At 70.4% G+C, this 17,137-nt stretch carries 19 protein-coding genes; 14 read left to right on the top strand and 5 right to left on the bottom strand.

The window, feature by feature from the left end; translation table 11 throughout:
• Positions 1–6: 6 nt before the first annotated feature.
• A complete protein-coding gene (locus ABC319_RS12105) occupies positions 7–360 on the top strand; it encodes a PilZ domain-containing protein (protein WP_413070475.1) in 354 nt (117 codons plus the stop codon).
• A 14-nt stretch (positions 361–374) separates the two neighbouring features.
• Here the strand turns inward: ABC319_RS12105 and ABC319_RS12100 are convergent, their stop codons facing one another.
• Positions 375–1,310: a ribose-phosphate pyrophosphokinase gene (locus ABC319_RS12100; RefSeq protein WP_413070474.1), complete on the bottom strand. Its 936-nt coding sequence runs from the start codon at positions 1,308–1,310 to the stop codon at positions 375–377.
• 84 nt (positions 1,311–1,394) lie between these two features.
• Between ABC319_RS12100 and ABC319_RS12095 the strand changes: the two genes are divergently transcribed.
• From ABC319_RS12095 to ribH, 7 genes are all read left to right on the top strand, one after another.
• Entirely contained in the window at positions 1,395–2,723 is a 1,329-nt protein-coding gene (locus ABC319_RS12095) for a glutamate--tRNA ligase (RefSeq protein WP_413070473.1), read from the top strand.
• A gap of 91 nt (positions 2,724–2,814) precedes the next feature.
• A complete protein-coding gene (locus ABC319_RS12090) occupies positions 2,815–3,480 on the top strand; it encodes an energy transducer TonB (protein ID WP_413070472.1) in 666 nt (221 codons plus the stop codon).
• 195 nt (positions 3,481–3,675) lie between these two features.
• Positions 3,676–4,005 carry a hypothetical protein gene (locus ABC319_RS12085; protein ID WP_413070471.1) on the top strand — a complete coding sequence of 110 codons (330 nt, stop codon included), beginning with the start codon at positions 3,676–3,678 and terminating at the stop codon, positions 4,003–4,005.
• A gap of 8 nt (positions 4,006–4,013) precedes the next feature.
• The gene (gene ribD / locus ABC319_RS12080; RefSeq protein WP_413070470.1) at positions 4,014–5,027 is read left to right on the top strand and encodes a bifunctional diaminohydroxyphosphoribosylaminopyrimidine deaminase/5-amino-6-(5-phosphoribosylamino)uracil reductase RibD; all 1,014 of its coding nucleotides are present in this window, start codon (positions 4,014–4,016) and stop codon (positions 5,025–5,027) included.
• Positions 5,000–5,611: a riboflavin synthase gene (locus ABC319_RS12075; protein WP_413070469.1), complete on the top strand. Its 612-nt coding sequence runs from the start codon at positions 5,000–5,002 to the stop codon at positions 5,609–5,611. Before ribD ends, ABC319_RS12075 begins: the two co-directional genes overlap by 28 nt.
• Complete coding sequence (ribB, locus tag ABC319_RS12070) at positions 5,592–6,743, top strand: 3,4-dihydroxy-2-butanone-4-phosphate synthase (protein ID WP_413070468.1); 1,152 nt, start codon at positions 5,592–5,594, stop codon at positions 6,741–6,743. Before ABC319_RS12075 ends, ribB begins: the two co-directional genes overlap by 20 nt.
• On the top strand, positions 6,743–7,156 hold the full coding sequence (gene ribH / locus ABC319_RS12065) for a 6,7-dimethyl-8-ribityllumazine synthase (RefSeq protein WP_413070467.1): 414 nt from the start codon (positions 6,743–6,745) through the stop codon (positions 7,154–7,156). Before ribB ends, ribH begins: the two co-directional genes overlap by 1 nt.
• 54 nt (positions 7,157–7,210) lie before the next feature.
• On the opposite strand, the gene ABC319_RS12060 is transcribed toward ribH, so the two are convergent.
• Positions 7,211–8,299, bottom strand: a complete 1,089-nt coding sequence (locus ABC319_RS12060) for an alkene reductase (protein WP_413070466.1) — start codon at positions 8,297–8,299, stop codon at positions 7,211–7,213.
• A gap of 68 nt (positions 8,300–8,367) precedes the next feature.
• Between ABC319_RS12060 and ABC319_RS12055 the strand changes: the two genes are divergently transcribed.
• The 6 genes from ABC319_RS12055 (at position 8,368) to ABC319_RS12030 (ending at position 14,830) form a co-directional block, all read left to right on the top strand.
• Entirely contained in the window at positions 8,368–9,342 is a 975-nt protein-coding gene (locus ABC319_RS12055) for a DMT family transporter (RefSeq protein ID WP_413070465.1), read from the top strand.
• Positions 9,339–10,022 carry a COQ9 family protein gene (locus ABC319_RS12050; RefSeq protein WP_413070464.1) on the top strand — a complete coding sequence of 228 codons (684 nt, stop codon included), beginning with the start codon at positions 9,339–9,341 and terminating at the stop codon, positions 10,020–10,022. Before ABC319_RS12055 ends, ABC319_RS12050 begins: the two co-directional genes overlap by 4 nt.
• A gap of 297 nt (positions 10,023–10,319) precedes the next feature.
• A complete protein-coding gene (locus tag ABC319_RS12045) occupies positions 10,320–10,574 on the top strand; it encodes a FeoA family protein (RefSeq protein WP_413070463.1) in 255 nt (84 codons plus the stop codon).
• Position 10,575: 1 nt separating this feature from the next.
• Complete coding sequence (feoB, locus tag ABC319_RS12040) at positions 10,576–12,438, top strand: ferrous iron transporter B (RefSeq protein ID WP_413070462.1); 1,863 nt, start codon at positions 10,576–10,578, stop codon at positions 12,436–12,438.
• Between the two features lie 15 nt (positions 12,439–12,453).
• Positions 12,454–13,023: a single-stranded DNA-binding protein gene (gene ssb / locus ABC319_RS12035; protein WP_413070461.1), complete on the top strand. Its 570-nt coding sequence runs from the start codon at positions 12,454–12,456 to the stop codon at positions 13,021–13,023.
• A 331-nt stretch (positions 13,024–13,354) separates the two neighbouring features.
• Complete coding sequence (locus ABC319_RS12030) at positions 13,355–14,830, top strand: sensor histidine kinase (RefSeq protein ID WP_413071685.1); 1,476 nt, start codon at positions 13,355–13,357, stop codon at positions 14,828–14,830.
• A gap of 86 nt (positions 14,831–14,916) precedes the next feature.
• Here the strand turns inward: ABC319_RS12030 and ABC319_RS12025 are convergent, their stop codons facing one another.
• From ABC319_RS12025 to metX, 3 genes are read right to left on the bottom strand one after another with little or no spacing between them, the layout of a single operon-like run.
• Positions 14,917–15,321 (bottom strand): response regulator, encoded by a 405-nt coding sequence (locus tag ABC319_RS12025; protein ID WP_413070460.1) that lies wholly within the window; start codon positions 15,319–15,321, stop codon positions 14,917–14,919.
• Positions 15,322–15,377: 56 nt separating this feature from the next.
• Positions 15,378–15,965 (bottom strand): methionine biosynthesis protein MetW, encoded by a 588-nt coding sequence (gene metW, locus ABC319_RS12020; RefSeq protein WP_413070459.1) that lies wholly within the window; start codon positions 15,963–15,965, stop codon positions 15,378–15,380.
• Complete coding sequence (metX, locus tag ABC319_RS12015) at positions 15,962–17,077, bottom strand: homoserine O-acetyltransferase MetX (protein ID WP_413070458.1); 1,116 nt, start codon at positions 17,075–17,077, stop codon at positions 15,962–15,964. The genes metW and metX overlap by 4 nt, the downstream gene beginning before the upstream one ends.
• Positions 17,078–17,137 lie beyond the last annotated feature (60 nt).

The following is a 17,137-nucleotide window of genomic DNA, read 5'->3' as shown; positions in this document are numbered from 1 at the left end:
CCGGGCATGGAACGCCCGGTCTTCGCCCCGCCCTTCACCCCCGTCGCGGCGCCCGCCGCCACCGCGGACCGCCGTGACACCGCGCGACGTCCGGTCCGCATGCACGCCCATCTCCGCGACCGTGGTCAGACCCGCTTCGACCTCGACGTGACCGACCTGTCGTCGACCGGGTTCAAGGCGGCGACCAGCTTCACCCTCTATCCCGGCACGATCGTCTGGCTGACGCTGCCCGGCCTCGCCCCGATCGAGGCGGTGGTCGCCTGGCGCGACCGCTACCACTATGGCTGCGCCTTCGCCCGCCCGCTGCATCCGGCGGTGCACGAGCACATGCTGGCGATGGCGGCGCAGGGGACCGTCTGAGCGGCGCCCGGCCGTCAGTCGAACAGGCTCGACACACTCGTCTCGTCCGCGATCCGCTTGATCGCCTCGCCCAGCAGCGGCGCGATCGGGAGGTGGCGGATCTTGTCGGTCGTGCCGATCGCCTCGTGATTGCCGAGCGAATCGGTGATCACCAGTTCGCGCAGCGCCGATCCCGCGACCCGCGCCACCGCCCCGCCCGACAGCACGCCGTGGGTGACATAGGCGACGACGTCCTCCGCCCCCGCCTCGCGCAGTGCCGCCGCCGCGTTGCACAGCGTGCCGGCCGAATCGACGATGTCGTCGATCAGCACGCAGAACCGGCCCTCGACGTCGCCGATGATGTTCATCACCTCCGATTCGCCCGCCCGCTCGCGCCGCTTGTCGACGATCGCCAGCGGCGCGTTGTCGAGTCGCTTGGCCAGCTGCCGCGCACGCACCACGCCGCCGACGTCGGGGGACACCACCATCAGGTTGCGGTCGCGGAATCGGGCCAGGATGTCCGCCGACATCACCGGTGCGGCATAGAGGTTGTCGGTCGGAATATCGAAGAAGCCCTGGATCTGCCCGGCATGCAGGTCCACCGACAGCACCCGGTCCGCGCCGGCGACGGTGATCAGGTTGGCGACCAGCTTGGCCGAGATCGGCGTGCGCGGGCCCGGTTTCCGGTCCTGCCGGGCATAGCCCATATACGGGATCACCGCGGTGATCCGCCGCGCCGACGCCCGCTTCAGCGCGTCGATGATGATCAGCAATTCCATCAGGTTGTCGTTGGCGGGATAGCCGGTCGACTGGATCACGAACACGTCCTCGCCGCGGACGTTCTCCTGGATCTCGACGAAGATCTCCTCGTCGGCGAAGCGGCGGACCAGCGCGTCGGTCAGCGGACTTTCGAGATAGCCGGCGATCGCGCGTGCGAGCGGCAGGTTCGAATTACCGGTAATCAGTTTCATTGATGTGACTCCCCGCGTCGCGGCGGTCCTTAGGCGGCGGGGCCGGGTAGCGGAAGGGGCTGCGGCCCCCTAGGGGTTCACCGCATGATCACCACCCGCTTCGCCCCCTCGCCGACCGGCCGGCTGCACGTCGGCAATATCCGGGCGGCGCTCCACAACTGGTTGTGGGCGCAGAAGGGCGGCGGCCGCTTCGTCCTGCGCATCGACGACACCGATGCCGAGCGGAGCGAGGAACGCTTCGTCGATGCGATCCGCCACGATCTCGACTGGCTGGGGCTGGCACCGGACGCGGTGTTCCGCCAGTCCGAACGCTTCGCCCTCTACCAGCGGCGCTTCGACCAGCTGGTCGCCGACGGCCGCCTCTATCCCGCCTGGGAGAGCGCGCAGGAACTCGACCTGAAGCGCAAGGTGCTGCTCGGCCGCGGCCTGCCCCCGGTCTATGATCGCGCCGCCCTGTCGCTCTCCGATGCGCAGCGAGCCGCGCTGGCGGCGGAGGGCGTCGGCCCGCACTGGCGCTTCCGCCTCGATCACGACGCGCCGCTCGCCTGGGACGACCTGATCCGCGGGCCGCAATCCTTCGATCCCGCCACCATGAGCGACCCCGTCGTCCGCCGCGCCGACGGATCGTGGCTGTACATGCTCCCCTCCGCGATCGACGATATCGACCTTGCCATCACCCATGTCGTCCGCGGCGAGGACCATGTCTCGAACACCGCGCTCCAGCTCCAGATGTTCGCGGCGATGGGCGCCTCCCCGCCCGCCTTCGCCCACACCGCGCTGCTGACCGGCGCGGAGGGGAAGCTGTCCAAACGCCTCGGCTCGCTCGGCGTCGATCACTTCCGCGACATCGGGATCGAGCCCGCCGCCGTCCGCGCGCTCCTCGCCCGCATCGGCACAAGCGATCCGGTCGAGCCGCTGGTCGATGCCGGCGCGCTCGTCGCCGGGTTCGACTTCGCCCGCTTCGGCCGCGCCCCGGCCCGCTTCGACGAGGCGGAACTGGCGCAACTCAACGCCCGCATCCTCCACCTGCTGCCCCACGCCGCCGTCGCGGACCGCCTGCCCGCCGGCATGGGTCCGGCGGAATGGGCGGCGGTGCGCCCCAACCTGTCGACGGTCGCCGACGCGGCGTCATGGTGGCAGGTGATCGAAGGCCCCGTCGCCGCTCCCGCTCCCGCCGCCGATGACGTCGCCTATCTGGCGCAGGCCGCCGACGCCGCCGCCGCGATCGACTGGACGGCCGACCCGTGGCACGCCCTCACCACCGCGCTGAAGGAGCGGACCGGGCGCAAGGGCAAGCCGCTGTTCCTGCCGCTCCGCCGCGCGCTGACCGGGCTCGATCACGGGCCCGACATGGCCGCGCTCCTCCCCCTGATCGGGCGCGAGCGCGCGCTCGAAAGACTGCGCACGGCATAGCCGCATCGTCCGCTTGCCTTCCCCTACGGAAAGCGTAGCATCACGGTTGCGAAACGGCCGACTCGCTCACTCATGCAGAGGAGACGGGTATATGTACGCGGATCGATACGCCGGCGATCGCCGGTTCAGTCCCACCGGCCTTGCCGCCGCGATCGGGATCAACGTTGCGGTGATCGGCGCCCTGATGGTCGCGGCACCGCTGGTCACCGCTCCGCCCGCGCCGGACGAGCCGCTGGAAACCTATCGCATCCCGCTCGATCCGGTGCCGCCGCCCGATCCCGCACCCCGGGTCGAGGCGAAGACCCAGCCGCGCATCGACGCCCCCGTACCGCCGATCCCGCTGCCCCCCACCGACACCTGGACCCTCCAGCCCCTGCCCCCGATCCCCGACCAGCCCGCCGGCGGCGGCACGGCCGGCGGCACCGGCACCGCCCCGGTCGACATTCCCGTTCCGCCGCCCGCCCTGCCGGTGATCGTCGCCCCCGGCATCGACCCGCGCTATGCCGATGTCTTCCAGCCCGCCTATCCGCCGTCCGAACAGCGGCTGGGCAATACCGGCACCGTCACCGTCCGCGTGCTGATCGGCATCGACGGCCGCGTGAAGCAGGTCGAGCGCGTCGCCGCCGCCAGCGACGCCTTCTTCCGCGCCACCGAGCGTCAGGCCCTCTCCCGCTGGCGCTTCCGCCCCGGCACCCGCGACGGCGTGCCGCAAGAGGCATGGCGGACGATGACGGTCAGGTTCGTGCTCGACAGCTGACCCGCCTGCCGCCCCTTCCGTCCGCCAGTCCCGCGAAGGCGGGAATCCAGATACGCGAACGGCAGCTATGGCGCTCAACCGCCAGTGCCTCTGGATCCCCGCCTTCGCGCGGATGACGGTCGTCACGCGCGCCACCCCCACTGGCGCTCCCCCCGCCGAGCGCCTATTTCCTTCTCCATGAACTTCTTCGGCCGCATGTCGCCACTGCGCGCGTACCGGGATCTCCGCCTGTTCCTTGCCGGGCGCGAGCCGTACGAGCTGGTGTTCCTGGTCGCCGCGATGGCGATCACCACCTTCTTCATCTACGCCTTCGCCAAGGACAGCGCGGTCGAGCCGACCTACAAGCGCGACATCGTCTATGTCGAACAGTGGAACGCCGACCGCACCGACGCCCAGATCCGCGCGCAACAGGCGATCGACGCGCCGATTAAGGCGAAGCGGCTGGCTGAGGACCGTGCCGCGCGCGAGAAGAAGCAGGCGGGGTTCAAGAAGCTCGACGATGCCATGTCGCGCTGGGGTCTCTGACGCGCGTCATGTCTGACGCGCGGTGGATGCATACCGCGCTGGCGCTGGCGGAGCGGACCCGCGGCCGCACCGCGCCCAATCCCAATGTCGGCTGCGTCCTGGTGGCGGACGGCCGCGTCGTGGGCCGCGGCTGGACCCGGCCCGGCGGTCGCCCCCATGCGGAGGCGGAGGCGCTGGAACAGGCCGGTGCCAAGTCGCGCGGCGCAACTTGCTACGTCACCCTCGAGCCCTGCGCCCATCGCTCGACCCGCGGCCCCGCGTGCAGCGACCTGCTGGTCGCCGCCGGGGTCGCGCGGGTGGTCGCGGCGATCGTCGATCCCGATCCGCGCACCGCCGGTGCCGGGCTCGCCCGCCTGGCCGATGCGGGCATCGCGGTGACGACCGGCGTGGAGGAAGCGGCGGTGCGGCGTGCGATCGCCGGCTTCCTGACCCGCCGGTCGGCCGGCCGCCCCTTCGTCACGCTGAAGCTCGCCACCTCGCTCGACGGCGCCATCGCCCGCGCCGATGGCGAGAGCCGCTGGATCACCGGCGCGGAGGCGCGCGCCCACGCCCATCTCGAACGTGCCCGGCACGAGGCGATCCTGGTCGGCCGCGGCACGCTGGCGGCGGACGCCCCCCGCCTCGACGTGCGCCTGCCCGGGCTCGGGGATCGCAGCCCGATGCGCGTCGTCCTCACCACATCCCGTCTCCCCGGCGACGAGGGTGGAGGGTGGACCGCCATCCCCGCGCCAGCCGCCATCGCTACCCTTCCCGCCGATCATCTGCTGGTGGAGGGGGGCGCCGCCACCGCCGCCGCCTTCCTCGCTGCCGACCTCGTCGACCGGCTGCTCCTCTACCGCGCGCCGATCCTGATCGGCGGCGGCGTGCCCGCGCTGGGCGACATTGGCCTCACCAGCCTCGCCGACGCGCATGGCCGCTGGAACCTGGTCGACGCCCGTCGGCTTGGCAGCGACCGGCTGGAGGTCTACGAGCGCGCCCGGGATAAGGAGCCGCCATGTTCACCGGCATCGTCAGCGATATAGGCACCATCCGCTCGGTCGAGCATCGCGGCGACGCGCGCGTGACGATCGGCACCGCCTACGACACCGCCGGGGTCGATCTGGGCGCCTCGATCGCCTGTTCGGGCGTCTGCCTGACCGTCGTCGACAAGGGGCCCGGCTGGTTCGCCGTCGACGTCTCCGCCGAGACGGTCAGCCGCACCGCCGACCAGTGGCGGGAGGGTCGCGCCCTCAATCTCGAACGCGCGCTGAAGCTGGGCGACGAACTGGGCGGCCACATCGTCACCGGCCATGTCGACGGCGTCGCCACCGTCACCGATGTCGTGCCGGACGGCGACTCGCACCGCATCGCCTTCACCCTGCCCGCCGCGCTCGCCCCCTTCGTCGCGGCCAAGGGATCGGTGACGATCGACGGCGTCTCGCTGACCGTCAACACGGTCGACGATGCGGCCGATGCGACGCGGTTCGGCGTCAACGTCATTCCCCACACCCAGTCGGCGACCACGCTGGGCGCCATCGCCGCGGGCGACACCGTCAACATCGAGATCGACGTCCTTGCCCGCTACCTCCAACGGATGGAGCAATATCGTGCCCGCCCCGCTGCCTGATACCAGCACCGACGTCGCGCGCCTGCGCCACGCCTTCCTGTCCCCGCCCGAGGAGATCATCGACGAGGCGCGGAACGGCCGCATGTTCCTGCTCGTCGACGACGAGGATCGCGAGAACGAGGGCGATCTGGTGATCCCCGCGCAGATGGCGACGCCGGAGAAGATCAACTTCATGGCCCGCCACGGCCGCGGCCTGATCTGCCTGGCGCTGGCGAAGGCGCGCGTCGACGAACTCGGCCTCGACCTGATGAGCCGCAACAACGGCACCCGTCACGAGACCGCCTTCACCGTCTCGATCGAGGCGCGGGAGGGGGTGACGACCGGCATCTCCGCCGCCGATCGTGCCCGCACTGTCGCGGTGGCGATCGATTCGACCAAGACCCGCGCCGACATCGTCACGCCCGGCCATGTCTTTCCGCTGATCGCCAAGGACGGCGGCGTGCTGGTCCGCGCCGGCCATACCGAGGCGGCGGTCGATGTCTCGCGCCTCGCCGGGCTCAACCCCGCCGGCGTCATCTGCGAGGTGATGAACGAGGACGGGACGATGGCCCGCCTCGACGACCTGATCGCCTTCGCGCAGCTGCACGGGCTGAAGATCGGCACGATCCGCGACCTGATCGCCTATCGCCGCCGCCACGACCATCTGGTCGCGCTCGAATCAGAATCGCGCTTCACCAGCCGCTGGGGTGGCGAATGGTCGGTCCGCGCCTATCGCAACACCGCCACCGGCACCGAACAGGTGGCGCTGGTCAAGGGCCGGCTCGACGTGACGCAGCCGGTGCTGGTGCGCATGCACGCCCTTTCCCCCTTCGCCGACGTGTTCGGCGAGGACAGCTCGCGCGGGCGCATCCTCCAGCGATCGATGGAGATGATCGCGGCAGAGGGGTCGGGCGTCATCGTCCTGATCAACCGCCAGCGCGCCGACGCCTTCACCACCGCCGTCCGCGCCCAGGCCGGCGAGAAGGTGGAGGTGCCGATGGAGGAACTGCGCGACTACGGCGTCGGCGCGATGATCCTCGCCGAACTCGGCGTCCACGACATGGTCCTGCTCACCAACACCCACCACACGCTGGTCGGCCTCGACGGCTATGGCCTGTCGGTGGTCGGCGAACGCCGTATCGAGGATATCTGATGGCCAACGTCCTGATCGTCGAGGCACGCTTCTACGACCATTTGAACGACCTGCTGCTCCAGGGCGCCCGCGCCGCGATCGAGGCGGCGGGCCATACCCACGAGACGGTCACCGTCCCCGGCGCGCTCGAGGTGCCCGGCGCGATCGCGCTGGCGGCGGAGCGCTACGACGCGTTCGTCGCGCTGGGCGTCGTGATCCGCGGCGAGACCTGGCATTTCGAGATCGTCGCGGGCGAAAGTGCGCGCGGCATCATGGCGCTGACCATGGACGGGCTGGCGATCGGCAACGGTATCCTGACCACCGAGAACGAGGCGCAGGCGCTCACCCGCGCCCGACCGACCGAAAAGGACAAGGGCGGCGAGGCGGCGAAGGCCGCACTCGCCATGCTCGACCTGCGCGACCGGTTCGCCTGACGCCCCGCTCCCGTCCCCTCCGCTGCGTGGAAGGGGACGGTCGGGCCGCCGCGCTTACGCGTCGATGGTCGCTTCCAGCGCCGGATAGTCGATATACCCTTCCGGCCCCTGGCTGTACCACGTCTTCATGTCGTCCTGGTTCAGCGGCGCGCGCAGGCGGAAGCGGGCCGGCAGGTCGGGATTGGCGAGGAAGGTGCGCCCGAACGCGATGGCGTCCGCGATCCCCTCGTCCAGCGCCTGCTGCGCGTTCGCCTCGTCGTAATCCGAGTTCAGCACCAGCGGCGGGGTGAAGACCTCGCGGATCTGCGGGCTCAGTCTCGGCACGTCGGTCTTGCCGAACGTTCCGTCGGGGCCCGGCTCGCGCAGTTCCAGGAACGCGATGCCGATGTCCGACAGCGCCCTGGCCGCCGGCACGAACACCGCTGCCGGATTGCTGTCGTCCACCCCTTGCGAATCGCCGTTGGGGGACAGCCGCACGCTGGTACGGTCCGCGCCCGCGACACTCGCCACCCGCTCGGCGACCTCGCGCAGCAGCCGGATGCGGTTGTCGGCGCTGCCGCCATAGCGGTCGTCGCGGAAATTGGCGTTGTCGCGCAGGAACTGGTCGATCAGATAGCCATTGGCGGCGTGGATCTGCACCCCGTCGAACCCGGCCGCCAGCGCGTTGCGCGTCGCCCGCTCGTAATCCTCCAGCAGCGCCGGGATCTCCTCCAGCGTCAGCGGGCGCGCCGTCTCGAAATCCTGCTTGCCGTCGAAGGTATGCGCCTGCCCCGCGGTCCGCGTCGCCGACGACGATACCGGCTGCGCCTCGTACACTGACGAATGGCCCTGCCGCCCCATGTGCCACAGCTGCGCGACGATCCGCCCGCCCGCGGCATGCACGGCCGCGGTCACCGGCGTCCACGCCGCCACCTGCTCGTCGGACCACAGCCCCGGCGCATACGGCCAGCCCAGCCCGCCCCGGCTGATCCCCGTCGCCTCGGAGATGATCAGGCCCGCGCTCGCCCGCTGCGCGTAATATTCCGCCATGACCGGCGTCGGCACCCCCTGCCGGTCCGCCCGGCCACGGGTCAGCGGCGCCATCAGGATGCGGTTGGGCGCCTCGATGGCGCCCAGGGTGATTGGATCGAATAGGCTGGGCATGCAAACTCCTGAAACCGGATCGGCACGGCCGACCTGTCGCGCCGCAACATAGGTCGCTACACGGCGCCATGCATTACGCCGCCCGCCCAAGAAAAACTGCTGCCGCGCCAAGCGCGAGCGCGGGAACCCGCGGCACCGGGCTGGCGTTCGCGGCCGCCGTCGTCGCCAATGTCTGCCTGGCGTTCGGCCCCTGGTTCGTCCGTGCGGCGGACACGGGGCCGGTCGCCTCGGCGTTCTGGCGGATCACGCTGGCCGCCCCGCTGCTCGCCGGGCTGGCGCTGGCGGGCGGCGCCCGGCCGCAGCGGCTGCCATGGCTGCTGTGGATCATGCTGGGTCTGGCCGGGATCGCCTTCGCCGCCGATCTGGGCGCCTGGCACCTCGGCATCCTGCGCACCACGCTGGCGAACGCGACGCTGTTCGGCAATTGCGCGACGCTGGTCTTCCCCGTCTACGGCTTCCTCGTCGCCCGCACCTGGCCGACGCGGACGCAAGGGGGCGCGCTGCTGCTGGCGGCGGCGGGCGGCGGGCTGCTCCTCGGCCGCTCGTACCAGCTCGACCCGCAGAACCTGGTCGGCGACATGCTCTCGCTGACCGCCGGCCTTCTCTATACCGGCTATTTCGTGCTGATGGTGCGGGTGCGGGCCAGCATGGCGCCGCTGTCGGCGCTCGCCCTGTCGACGATCGCCAGCATCGTGCCGCTGTTCCTGTTCGCCGGCTTCCTGGGCGAGCGGCTGTGGCCGACCGACTGGACGCCGCTGATCGGCATGGCGCTGGTCAGCCAGGTGATCGGCCAGGGCTGCATGATCTACGCGCTGGGCAACCTGCCGCCGCTGGTCATCGGCATCGCCCTCCTGATCCAGCCGGTCGTCGCCGGCGCGATCGGCTGGGTGGCTTATGGCGAGCGGCTGGCGCCGCCCGATCTGGTCGGCGTGGCGATGGTCGCCGCCGCGCTGGTGCTGGTCCGCCGCCCCGCCCCACCGCTTGTCTCGCCGCTTGCGCCGCTCCCCGACGATGCGCATGTGGAGGCGAAGGAGCCGCGATGACCCAGTTGCCCGCCGTCCAGCCCGCCGCCGACCCCGGCCTGACCCTAGACGAGGTGCGCCTCGCGCTCGCCCCCGCCATCGCATCGAACGCGGCGTTCGACGGATGGGGCGACGCCGCGCGCGATCTCGCGGCCGATCTGCAGGGCATCGATCCCGACATCGCCCGCCTCGCCTTCGCCGACGGCCCGGTGGCGATGATCGACGCGTGGTTCGACGCGGTCGACCGGGCGATGGCCGCCGATCTGCCGCCGGAGCGCCTCGCCGCGATGAAGATCCGCCAGCGCATCACCGCGCTGGTCGAGTCGCGCCTCGCCGCGCTGGCCCCGGAGCGGGAGGCGCTGCGCCGCGCCCTCGCCATCCTGGCCATGCCGCAGAACGTCGCCACCGCCGCCCGCCTCGGCTGGCGCAGCGTCGACCGGATGTGGCGCGCCGCCGGCGACACCGCCACCGACTACAACCACTATACCAAGCGGGCGATGCTGCTCGCCGTCTACGGTGCCACCGTGTCGGTGTTCCTCAACGACGACAGCGACGCCCTGGCCGACACCCGCGCCTTCCTGTCGCGCCGGATCGACGGCATCATGCGCTTCGAGAAGGCCAAGGCCGGCTTCCTCCGCCGCACCGAGCACCGCCCCAGCCTCTCCCGCTTCATCGGCCGCCTCCGCTACCCGGCGGTGTAGGGAATGCCGGTCCCCACCCCGCTCGATGCGCACCGGCCACCGTCAATTCCGCACCGCCACCGCCACCCCCGCACCACCACCGTCATCCCAGCACCACCACCGTCATCCCAGCACCGCCACCGTCCTCCCCGCGCAGGCGGGGATCCAGAACCGCTGACGTTGCGACCCCTGCCCGAACGCCGCGTGACTGGATCCCCGTCCGCGCGGGGAGGACCAACGCGGATACCGGTCCGCCAAAAGCGGCTAATCCCGCACCCGCCAATTGATAATCACTCGCAAAGCCACTAGGTGGCAATCATGGCGACCATGATCGACAGCCTCGTCACCTTCCCCCGTCACCAGCGCGCCACCGTCGCCGCGATCGATTGGGAGCGGCTCGCGCTGCCGGAGGCGCGGCGCCTGCGCGAACTCGGCTTCGACGAGGGCGTCGGCGTGGAGGTGCTGCACCGCGCCCGGCTGGGCAGCGGCCCGATCGCCTGCCGGATCGGGCGGATGACCGTGGCGCTGCGCCGTACCGTCGCCGCCGCGATCAGCGTTTCCGCCCGCAGCTGACGTGAACCCCGCCCCCCTGGTCGCGCTCGTCGGCAATCCCAATGCCGGCAAGAGCGCGCTGTTCAACGCGCTCACCGGCGCGCGGCAGAAGGTCGGCAACTATCCCGGCGTCACCGTCGAGCGTCATTCCGGCCGCCTCGCGCTCGACGACGGGCGCCCGGTCGAGCTGGTCGACCTGCCCGGCACCTACAGCCTCGATCCCTCCTCCGCCGACGAGCGCGTGACCCGCGACGTCGTCACCGGCCGCGGTGGGTTCGAGCGGTTGCCCGATGCCATCGTCATCGTCGTCGATGCCGCCAATCTCGACAATCATCTCCGCTTCACGCTCCAGCTGCTCGCCCTCGGCCTGCCGGTCGTCGTCGCGCTCAACATGGTCGATCTGGCCGAGCGTGACGGGCTGACCCTCGACCCGGCCGTGCTGGAGCGCGAACTCGGCGTCCCCGTCATCCCCACCGTCGCGGTGCGCAAGCGCGGGCTCGACCAGTTGCGCGCCGCGCTGACCGACGTCGTCGGCGGCACCGCGCACCGCACCCTGCCCGCCTCCGGCGGAGTGATCGAGGACATCGTGACGCTCCAGCGCCGCGCCCGCGTCATCGCCCACGCCGCCGTCGTCGGCGAGACGCCGGGCCGCCGCTGGAGCCATCTCCTCGACAGCGTCGCGCTCCATCCCGTCTTCGGCCCCGTCCTGCTCCTCGCCCTCCTCTTCGTCATGTTCCAGGCGGTGTTCGCCTGGTCGGAGGCGCCGATCGGGTGGATCGAGGCCGGCTTCGCCGCGCTGGAGGCGGGGGTGCGCGACCTGCTGCCCGACGGCTTCGTCCGCTCGCTGATCACCGACGGGCTGATCGCGGGCGTCGGCGCGGTCATCGTCTTCCTGCCGCAGATCCTGATCCTGTTCCTCTTCATCCTGGTGCTGGAGGCGACCGGCTACATGGTCCGCGCCGCCTTCCTGATGGACCGGATGATGGCCCGCGTCGGCCTGTCGGGCCGCGCCTTCATCCCGCTGCTCTCCAGCTTCGCCTGCGCGGTGCCCGGCATCATGGCGACCCGCACGATCGACGACGAGAAGGACCGGCTGACCACCATCCTGATCGCCCCGCTGATGACCTGCTCGGCCCGCCTGCCGGTCTACACGATCATCATCGGCGCCTTCATTCCCGATCGCACCGTCGGTGGCTGGATCGGGTTGCAGGGGCTGGTGCTGCTCGGCCTCTACGTCATGGGCATCCTCGGCGCCTTCGTCGCCGCGCTGCTCCTGCGCCGCACCGTGACGAAGGGCGCGTCGTCGGGCTTCATGATGGAGATGCCCAAATACCAGCTGCCCCAGTGGCGCGACGTCGTGCTGGGCCTGTGGGGTCGCACCGCCATCTTCCTGAAGCGCGCCGGCACGATCATCGCGCTGACCACGGTCGTCCTCTGGGCGCTCCTCTCCTTCCCCAAACCGCCGGAGGGCAGCACCGTCTCGCCGGTCGACTATTCGGTCGCGGGCCGCATCGCCGGCGGGCTGGAAGTCGTCGTGCGCCCGATCGGCTTCAACCGCGACATCGCGCTGGCGCTCATCCCCGCGATGGCCGCGCGCGAGGTGGCGGTGGCAGCGATCGGCACCGTCTACGCGATCGACGATCCCGAGGGAGAGGGCGGCCAGCGTGCCATCACCGACAATCTGCGCAACCGCTGGAGCGTGCCGACCGCCCTCGCCTTCCTGATGTGGTTCGTGTTCGCGCCCCAGTGCATCTCGACCATCGCGGTGACCCGGCGAGAGACGAACGGGTGGCGCTGGCCGGCGTTCATGGTAGGGTATCTGTTCGCCGCCGCGTACATCATGGCAGGCATCACCTACTGGCTGGCGGTCGCCGTCGGCCTCTAATTCTCGGGGCAGTATATGGCGGGCAGCGTCAACAAGGTCATTCTCGTGGGCAATCTGGGGCGCGACCCCGAATCGCGCATCTTCCAGAACGGCGGCAAGGTCGTGAACCTGCGCATCGCGACCTCCGAGTCGTGGAAGGACAAGATGTCCGGCGAGCGCAAGGAAAAGACCGAGTGGCACTCGGTCGCGATCTTCAACGAAGGGCTGGCGAACGTCGCCGAGCGGTTCCTGCGCAAGGGGTCGAAGGTCTATATCGAGGGGGCGCTCCAGACCCGCAAATGGCAGGACCAGCAGGGCCAGGACAAATACTCGACCGAGATCGTGCTGCAGGGCTTCAACAGCGTGTTGACGATGCTCGATGGTCCGGGTGGCGGTCAGGGCGGCGGTGCGGGCGGTGGCGCCGGCGGCGGCCGCGGCGGTGACGACTGGGCCGGCGGCGGCAATGATTTCGGCGGCGGCTCGGGTGGCGCAGCGCGCGGCGGCGGCGGCAGTCGTGGCGGCGGTGGCGGCTTCGGCGGCGGTAACGGTGGCGGCGGTGGCGGTGGCGGCTTCGCCGACGATCTCGACGACGACGTTCCGTTCTAGGATCCGGCCGCCATCCGGGCGTCTGGCCGCAGCGGCCGCCGCCCGGTCCCGCCCCTCTCTCCGTCACCCCGGCCCTGCGCCGGGCTCCCGCTCCTGCCACTATCGGCCATTACCCGGGGGCGACGGCCGGATACGGTGCATCCCCCGGGCCGCGGCAGGATCGGATCGGTCCGGCGACACGACCGTTGATCCTTCAACGAAGGTGATCGCCACGGGCCTCGGGATGCCCCGGCGTCGCCCAACACGAATGGACCAGCCCGATGTCACCCGATCCGAAGGCAAGCAATTGAGCGACGATCCCGCGTTCTGCGCCGATCCCGGCACCCGCCTGATGTCGGTCTATGACGCGCACGGGGTGACGCAGGCCGGCGACCTCGACGACCTGACCCGCTTCGCCGCCGCGCTGTGCGACGCCCCCGTGGCCCTCGTCACCCTGATCGAGGCGGAGTACCAGCACTTCCTCTCGCGGCTGGGCACCGACCTGAGCGGTACGCCCGCCGACATTTCGTTCTGCATGCACGCGGTCGCCGCCGATGCCGCGATCGAGGTGCCCGACACCCGGCTCGACCCCCGCTTCGTCCGCAATCCGCTGGTCACCGCCGCCCCCTTCGTCCGCTTCTACGCCGGCGCGCCGCTGCGCGCGACCGACGGCACGATCCTGGGCACGCTGTGCGTCCTCGACACGAAGCCGCGTGCGGGGCTGACGCCCTTGCAGAAGGACGGTCTGGCCCTGCTCGCCCGCGCGGCGATGGCGCGCCTCGACGACCGGCGCAGCACCCGCGAACAGGGCGAGGCGGAGGCGGAGTCGCGCCGCGCGCTGGAGGAGAGCGATCTTCGCTTCCGCACCCTCGCCGACACCATGCCGCAGATGGTCTGGTCGACCCGGCCCGACGGTTTCCACGATTATTACAACGCCCGCTGGTACGAATTCACCGGCGTGCCGCCCGGCACCACCGATGGAGAGGGGTGGAACGACATGTTCCACCCCGACGATCAGGACCGGGCATGGACGGTCTGGCGCCACAGCCTGGCGACCGGGGAGCTCTACCAGATCGAATACCGGCTGAAGCATTTCGACGGGACCTATCGCTGGGTCCTCGGCCGCGCGCTGCCGGTCCGCGACGCGGCCGGCGCGATCACCCGCTGGTTCGGCACCTGCACCGACATCCACGAGCAGAAGCTGGCGATGGAAGAGCGGGAGATCATCAGCCAGGAACTGTCGCACCGCATCAAGAACATCTTCGCGGTCATCGCCGGGCTCATCCAGTTCGCCGCCCGCTCGCGCCCGGAATTCCAGCCGATCGCCACCGACCTGCGCCAGCGCGTCACCGCGCTCGGCCGTGCGCACGATTTCGTCCGCCCGCACAGCATGCAGTCGCGCCCCTCCGCGCAGCAGGACAGTCTGAAGGGCCTGCTCGCCGACCTGTTCGCGCCCTACGCACCCGCCGGCGAGACCCGCGTGACGCTGACCGGCGACGACGTGCTGATCGACGACCGTTCGGCGACCCCGCTCGCCCTGCTGTTCCACGAGCTGGCGACCAACGCCAGCAAGTACGGCGCGCTGTCGGTCGCCGACGGCATGGTGACGATCCTGATCGATCGCGACGATCGTCAGGTCAGGCTCCGCTGGACGGAACGCGGCGGTCCGCCGATCGTCGCGCCGCCTGCCGGCAACGGCGGTTTCGGCAGTCAGCTGGTCGAATTGTCCGCCGTCCGCCAGCTCGGCGGCACCGTCGAGCGTGAGTGGCAGCGCGAGGGGCTGGTGTTGACGGTCAACGTTCAGTTGACGGCATTGCGCCGCGCCTGATTGTTACAATCGGGCCCGGCCAAAAGTACCGAAGATATCTTGCGCTGTGTGATCGGCGGCAATGTGACCCGGCTGACCCGGACCGCTCACTCCGCCGCGTCGACTCGTCCGGGGAACGGCACCACATCGTCGTTGGCGGGCGCATCGACATCGGTCGCCATCGCCGCGGCCGCCAGAATCGCCTTTTCGCTGAATGGCTTGCGGATATAGCCGAGCGCCCCGTCGCCATCGCCGATCTGCGAAGGATTGGCGGTCACGAACACTACCTTGATGCCATGCTCGGCGGCGATCCGGCGCGCGATCGTCGGCCCCGTGGGTCCATCGCGCAGGTTCACGTCGACGAATGCGAAGCCGCAATCCGGCGCAGCCTTCAGCGCGCTCTCCGAATCGGCGGCGATGGCGGCAACCTCATAACCCGCATCTATCAGGATTCGCTCAAGATCCAGTGCGACGAAGATCTCGTCTTCGACAATCAGCGCGGTTTTACACATGAGCCAGCCTAGATATGATGTGGATCAACCTTCGCTCACTCACTTGGTTCCGCCGCTCACCGCCGCAGCAGGAAAACAGCGTGTTCCGCCAATAGATTGGCTCCCATTGTTGCTCTCGCGCCACGCTTCGACAGGAACCAGGCGCCCTCCACCGCGACGCCGCGCTCGTCCAGGAACGCCCGGAAATCGTCGATCGTGACATGGTGGATGTTGGGCGTGTCGTACCATTGCTCGGGCAGCAGCCGCGTCACCGGCATCCGCCCGCCCCACAGCAGCGACAGCCGCACGCGCCAGTGGGCGAAGTTCGGGAACGACACGAACGCCCGCCGTCCGATCCGCAGCAATTCCTCCAGCACCCGGTCGGGCGCACGGCACGTCTGCAACGTCTGGCTCAGGATGGCGTAATCGAAACTCGCGTCGGGATAACCACTTAGGTCCAGGTCCGCGTCGCCCTGGATCACCGGCAGCCCGCGCCCCACCGCCGCCGCGACGTTGGCCGGATCGATCTCCAGCCCGCGCGCATCCACCCCGCGGGTATCGCGCAGCGCCGCCATCAGCGCCCCGTCGCCGCATCCCACGTCCAGCACGCGGGCACCCGGATCGACATGATCGGCGATGATCGCCAGGTCGGCACGCAGGCTCATCGCCCGCCCCGCAGGAACCCGTCGACAACGCGGTTCATCTCCGGTGCCTCCAGCAGGAACGCGTCATGGCCGTAAGGGCTTGATAACTCGACGAACGTCGCTGCGCGGCCGGCGGCGTTCAGGGCGTGGACGATGTGCCGCGACTCGATCGTCGGGTACAGCCAGTCGGTGTCGAAGCTGACGAGGCAGAACCGCGCCGCCGTCCGCCGGAACGCGTTCGCGAGCAGCCCGCCATGCTCCTCGGCCAGATCGAAATAATCCATCGCCCGGGTGATGTAGAGGTAGGAATTGGCGTCGAACCGGTCGACGAAGCTCAATCCCTGATGCCGCAGGTAGCTTTCTACCTGGAAATCGGCATCGAACCCGAAGCCCTTGGCTTCCCGCGCCTGCAGCTTGCGGCCGAACTTCTCGGTCAGCCCGGCCTCCGACAGATAGGTGATGTGCGCCGCCATCCGCGCCACCGACAGCCCGGCGGCGGGGGGATCGTCGTGCCCGTAATAGTCGCCGCCGCGCCATTTCGGATCGGCCATGATCGCCTGCCGCCCGACCTCGTGGAACGCGATATTCTGCGCCGTGTGACGCGCGGTGGACGCGATCACCACGCAGGCGCGTACCCGATCGGGAAAGGTCGCCGGCCAGGACAGCGCCTGCATCCCGCCCATCGATCCGCCGACCACCGCCTTCAGCGTGGCCACGCCCAGATGGTCGAGCAGCATCGCCTGCGCCCGCACCATGTCGCGGATGGTGATGACGGGAAATCCCATCGCATAGGCAGAGCCGGTCGACGGATCGATGCTCGCCGGGCCCGACGATCCCATGCAGCTGCCCAAGACATTGGCGCAGATCACGAAATCCCGCGCCGGATCGATCGGCAGGCCGGCACCCACCAGCCGCGTCCACCAGCCCGGCTTGCCCGTGCGCGGGTGGGTGGAGGCGACGTGATGGTCACCGGTCAGCGCGTGGCAGATCAGCACCGCATTGCCGCCATCGGCGTCGAGCGTGCCGTACGTCTCGTACGCGATCTCGACCGGCGACAGCGACGCCCCGCCGTCGAGCCTGAGCGGCCCGGGCAGCGTCACGCGGCGCGATAGCCCGAAGCGCTGGTCTTCCATGCCACGCGCGCTAGGGCGGCTGCTCTGGCAAGGCAAGGCCGCCGCCGCTATGCGCAGGCA

This window comes from Sphingomonas phoenicis (assembly GCF_047238005.1).
Classification (GTDB): Bacteria; Pseudomonadota; Alphaproteobacteria; order Sphingomonadales; family Sphingomonadaceae; genus Sphingomonas.
This window is presented reverse-complemented; position numbering and strand designations above follow the sequence as displayed.

Coding starts and splice junctions, on each gene's coding strand:
- ABC319_RS12105 (WP_413070475.1), top strand. CDS start 7: ATGGAACGCCCGGTCTTCGCCCCGCCCTTCACCCCCGTCGCGGCGCCC.
- ABC319_RS12100 (WP_413070474.1), bottom strand. CDS start 1,310: ATGAAACTGATTACCGGTAATTCGAACCTGCCGCTCGCACGCGCGATC.
- ABC319_RS12095 (WP_413070473.1), top strand. CDS start 1,395: ATGATCACCACCCGCTTCGCCCCCTCGCCGACCGGCCGGCTGCACGTC.
- ABC319_RS12090 (WP_413070472.1), top strand. CDS start 2,815: ATGTACGCGGATCGATACGCCGGCGATCGCCGGTTCAGTCCCACCGGC.
- ABC319_RS12085 (WP_413070471.1), top strand. CDS start 3,676: ATGTCGCCACTGCGCGCGTACCGGGATCTCCGCCTGTTCCTTGCCGGG.
- ribD (WP_413070470.1), top strand. CDS start 4,014: ATGTCTGACGCGCGGTGGATGCATACCGCGCTGGCGCTGGCGGAGCGG.
- ABC319_RS12075 (WP_413070469.1), top strand. CDS start 5,000: ATGTTCACCGGCATCGTCAGCGATATAGGCACCATCCGCTCGGTCGAG.
- ribH (WP_413070467.1), top strand. CDS start 6,743: ATGGCCAACGTCCTGATCGTCGAGGCACGCTTCTACGACCATTTGAAC.
- ABC319_RS12060 (WP_413070466.1), bottom strand. CDS start 8,299: ATGCCCAGCCTATTCGATCCAATCACCCTGGGCGCCATCGAGGCGCCC.
- ABC319_RS12055 (WP_413070465.1), top strand. CDS start 8,368: ATGCATTACGCCGCCCGCCCAAGAAAAACTGCTGCCGCGCCAAGCGCG.
- ABC319_RS12050 (WP_413070464.1), top strand. CDS start 9,339: ATGACCCAGTTGCCCGCCGTCCAGCCCGCCGCCGACCCCGGCCTGACC.
- ABC319_RS12045 (WP_413070463.1), top strand. CDS start 10,320: ATGGCGACCATGATCGACAGCCTCGTCACCTTCCCCCGTCACCAGCGC.
- ssb (WP_413070461.1), top strand. CDS start 12,454: ATGGCGGGCAGCGTCAACAAGGTCATTCTCGTGGGCAATCTGGGGCGC.
- ABC319_RS12030 (WP_413071685.1), top strand. CDS start 13,355: ATGTCGGTCTATGACGCGCACGGGGTGACGCAGGCCGGCGACCTCGAC.
- ABC319_RS12025 (WP_413070460.1), bottom strand. CDS start 15,321: ATGTGTAAAACCGCGCTGATTGTCGAAGACGAGATCTTCGTCGCACTG.
- metW (WP_413070459.1), bottom strand. CDS start 15,965: ATGAGCCTGCGTGCCGACCTGGCGATCATCGCCGATCATGTCGATCCG.
- metX (WP_413070458.1), bottom strand. CDS start 17,077: ATGGAAGACCAGCGCTTCGGGCTATCGCGCCGCGTGACGCTGCCCGGG.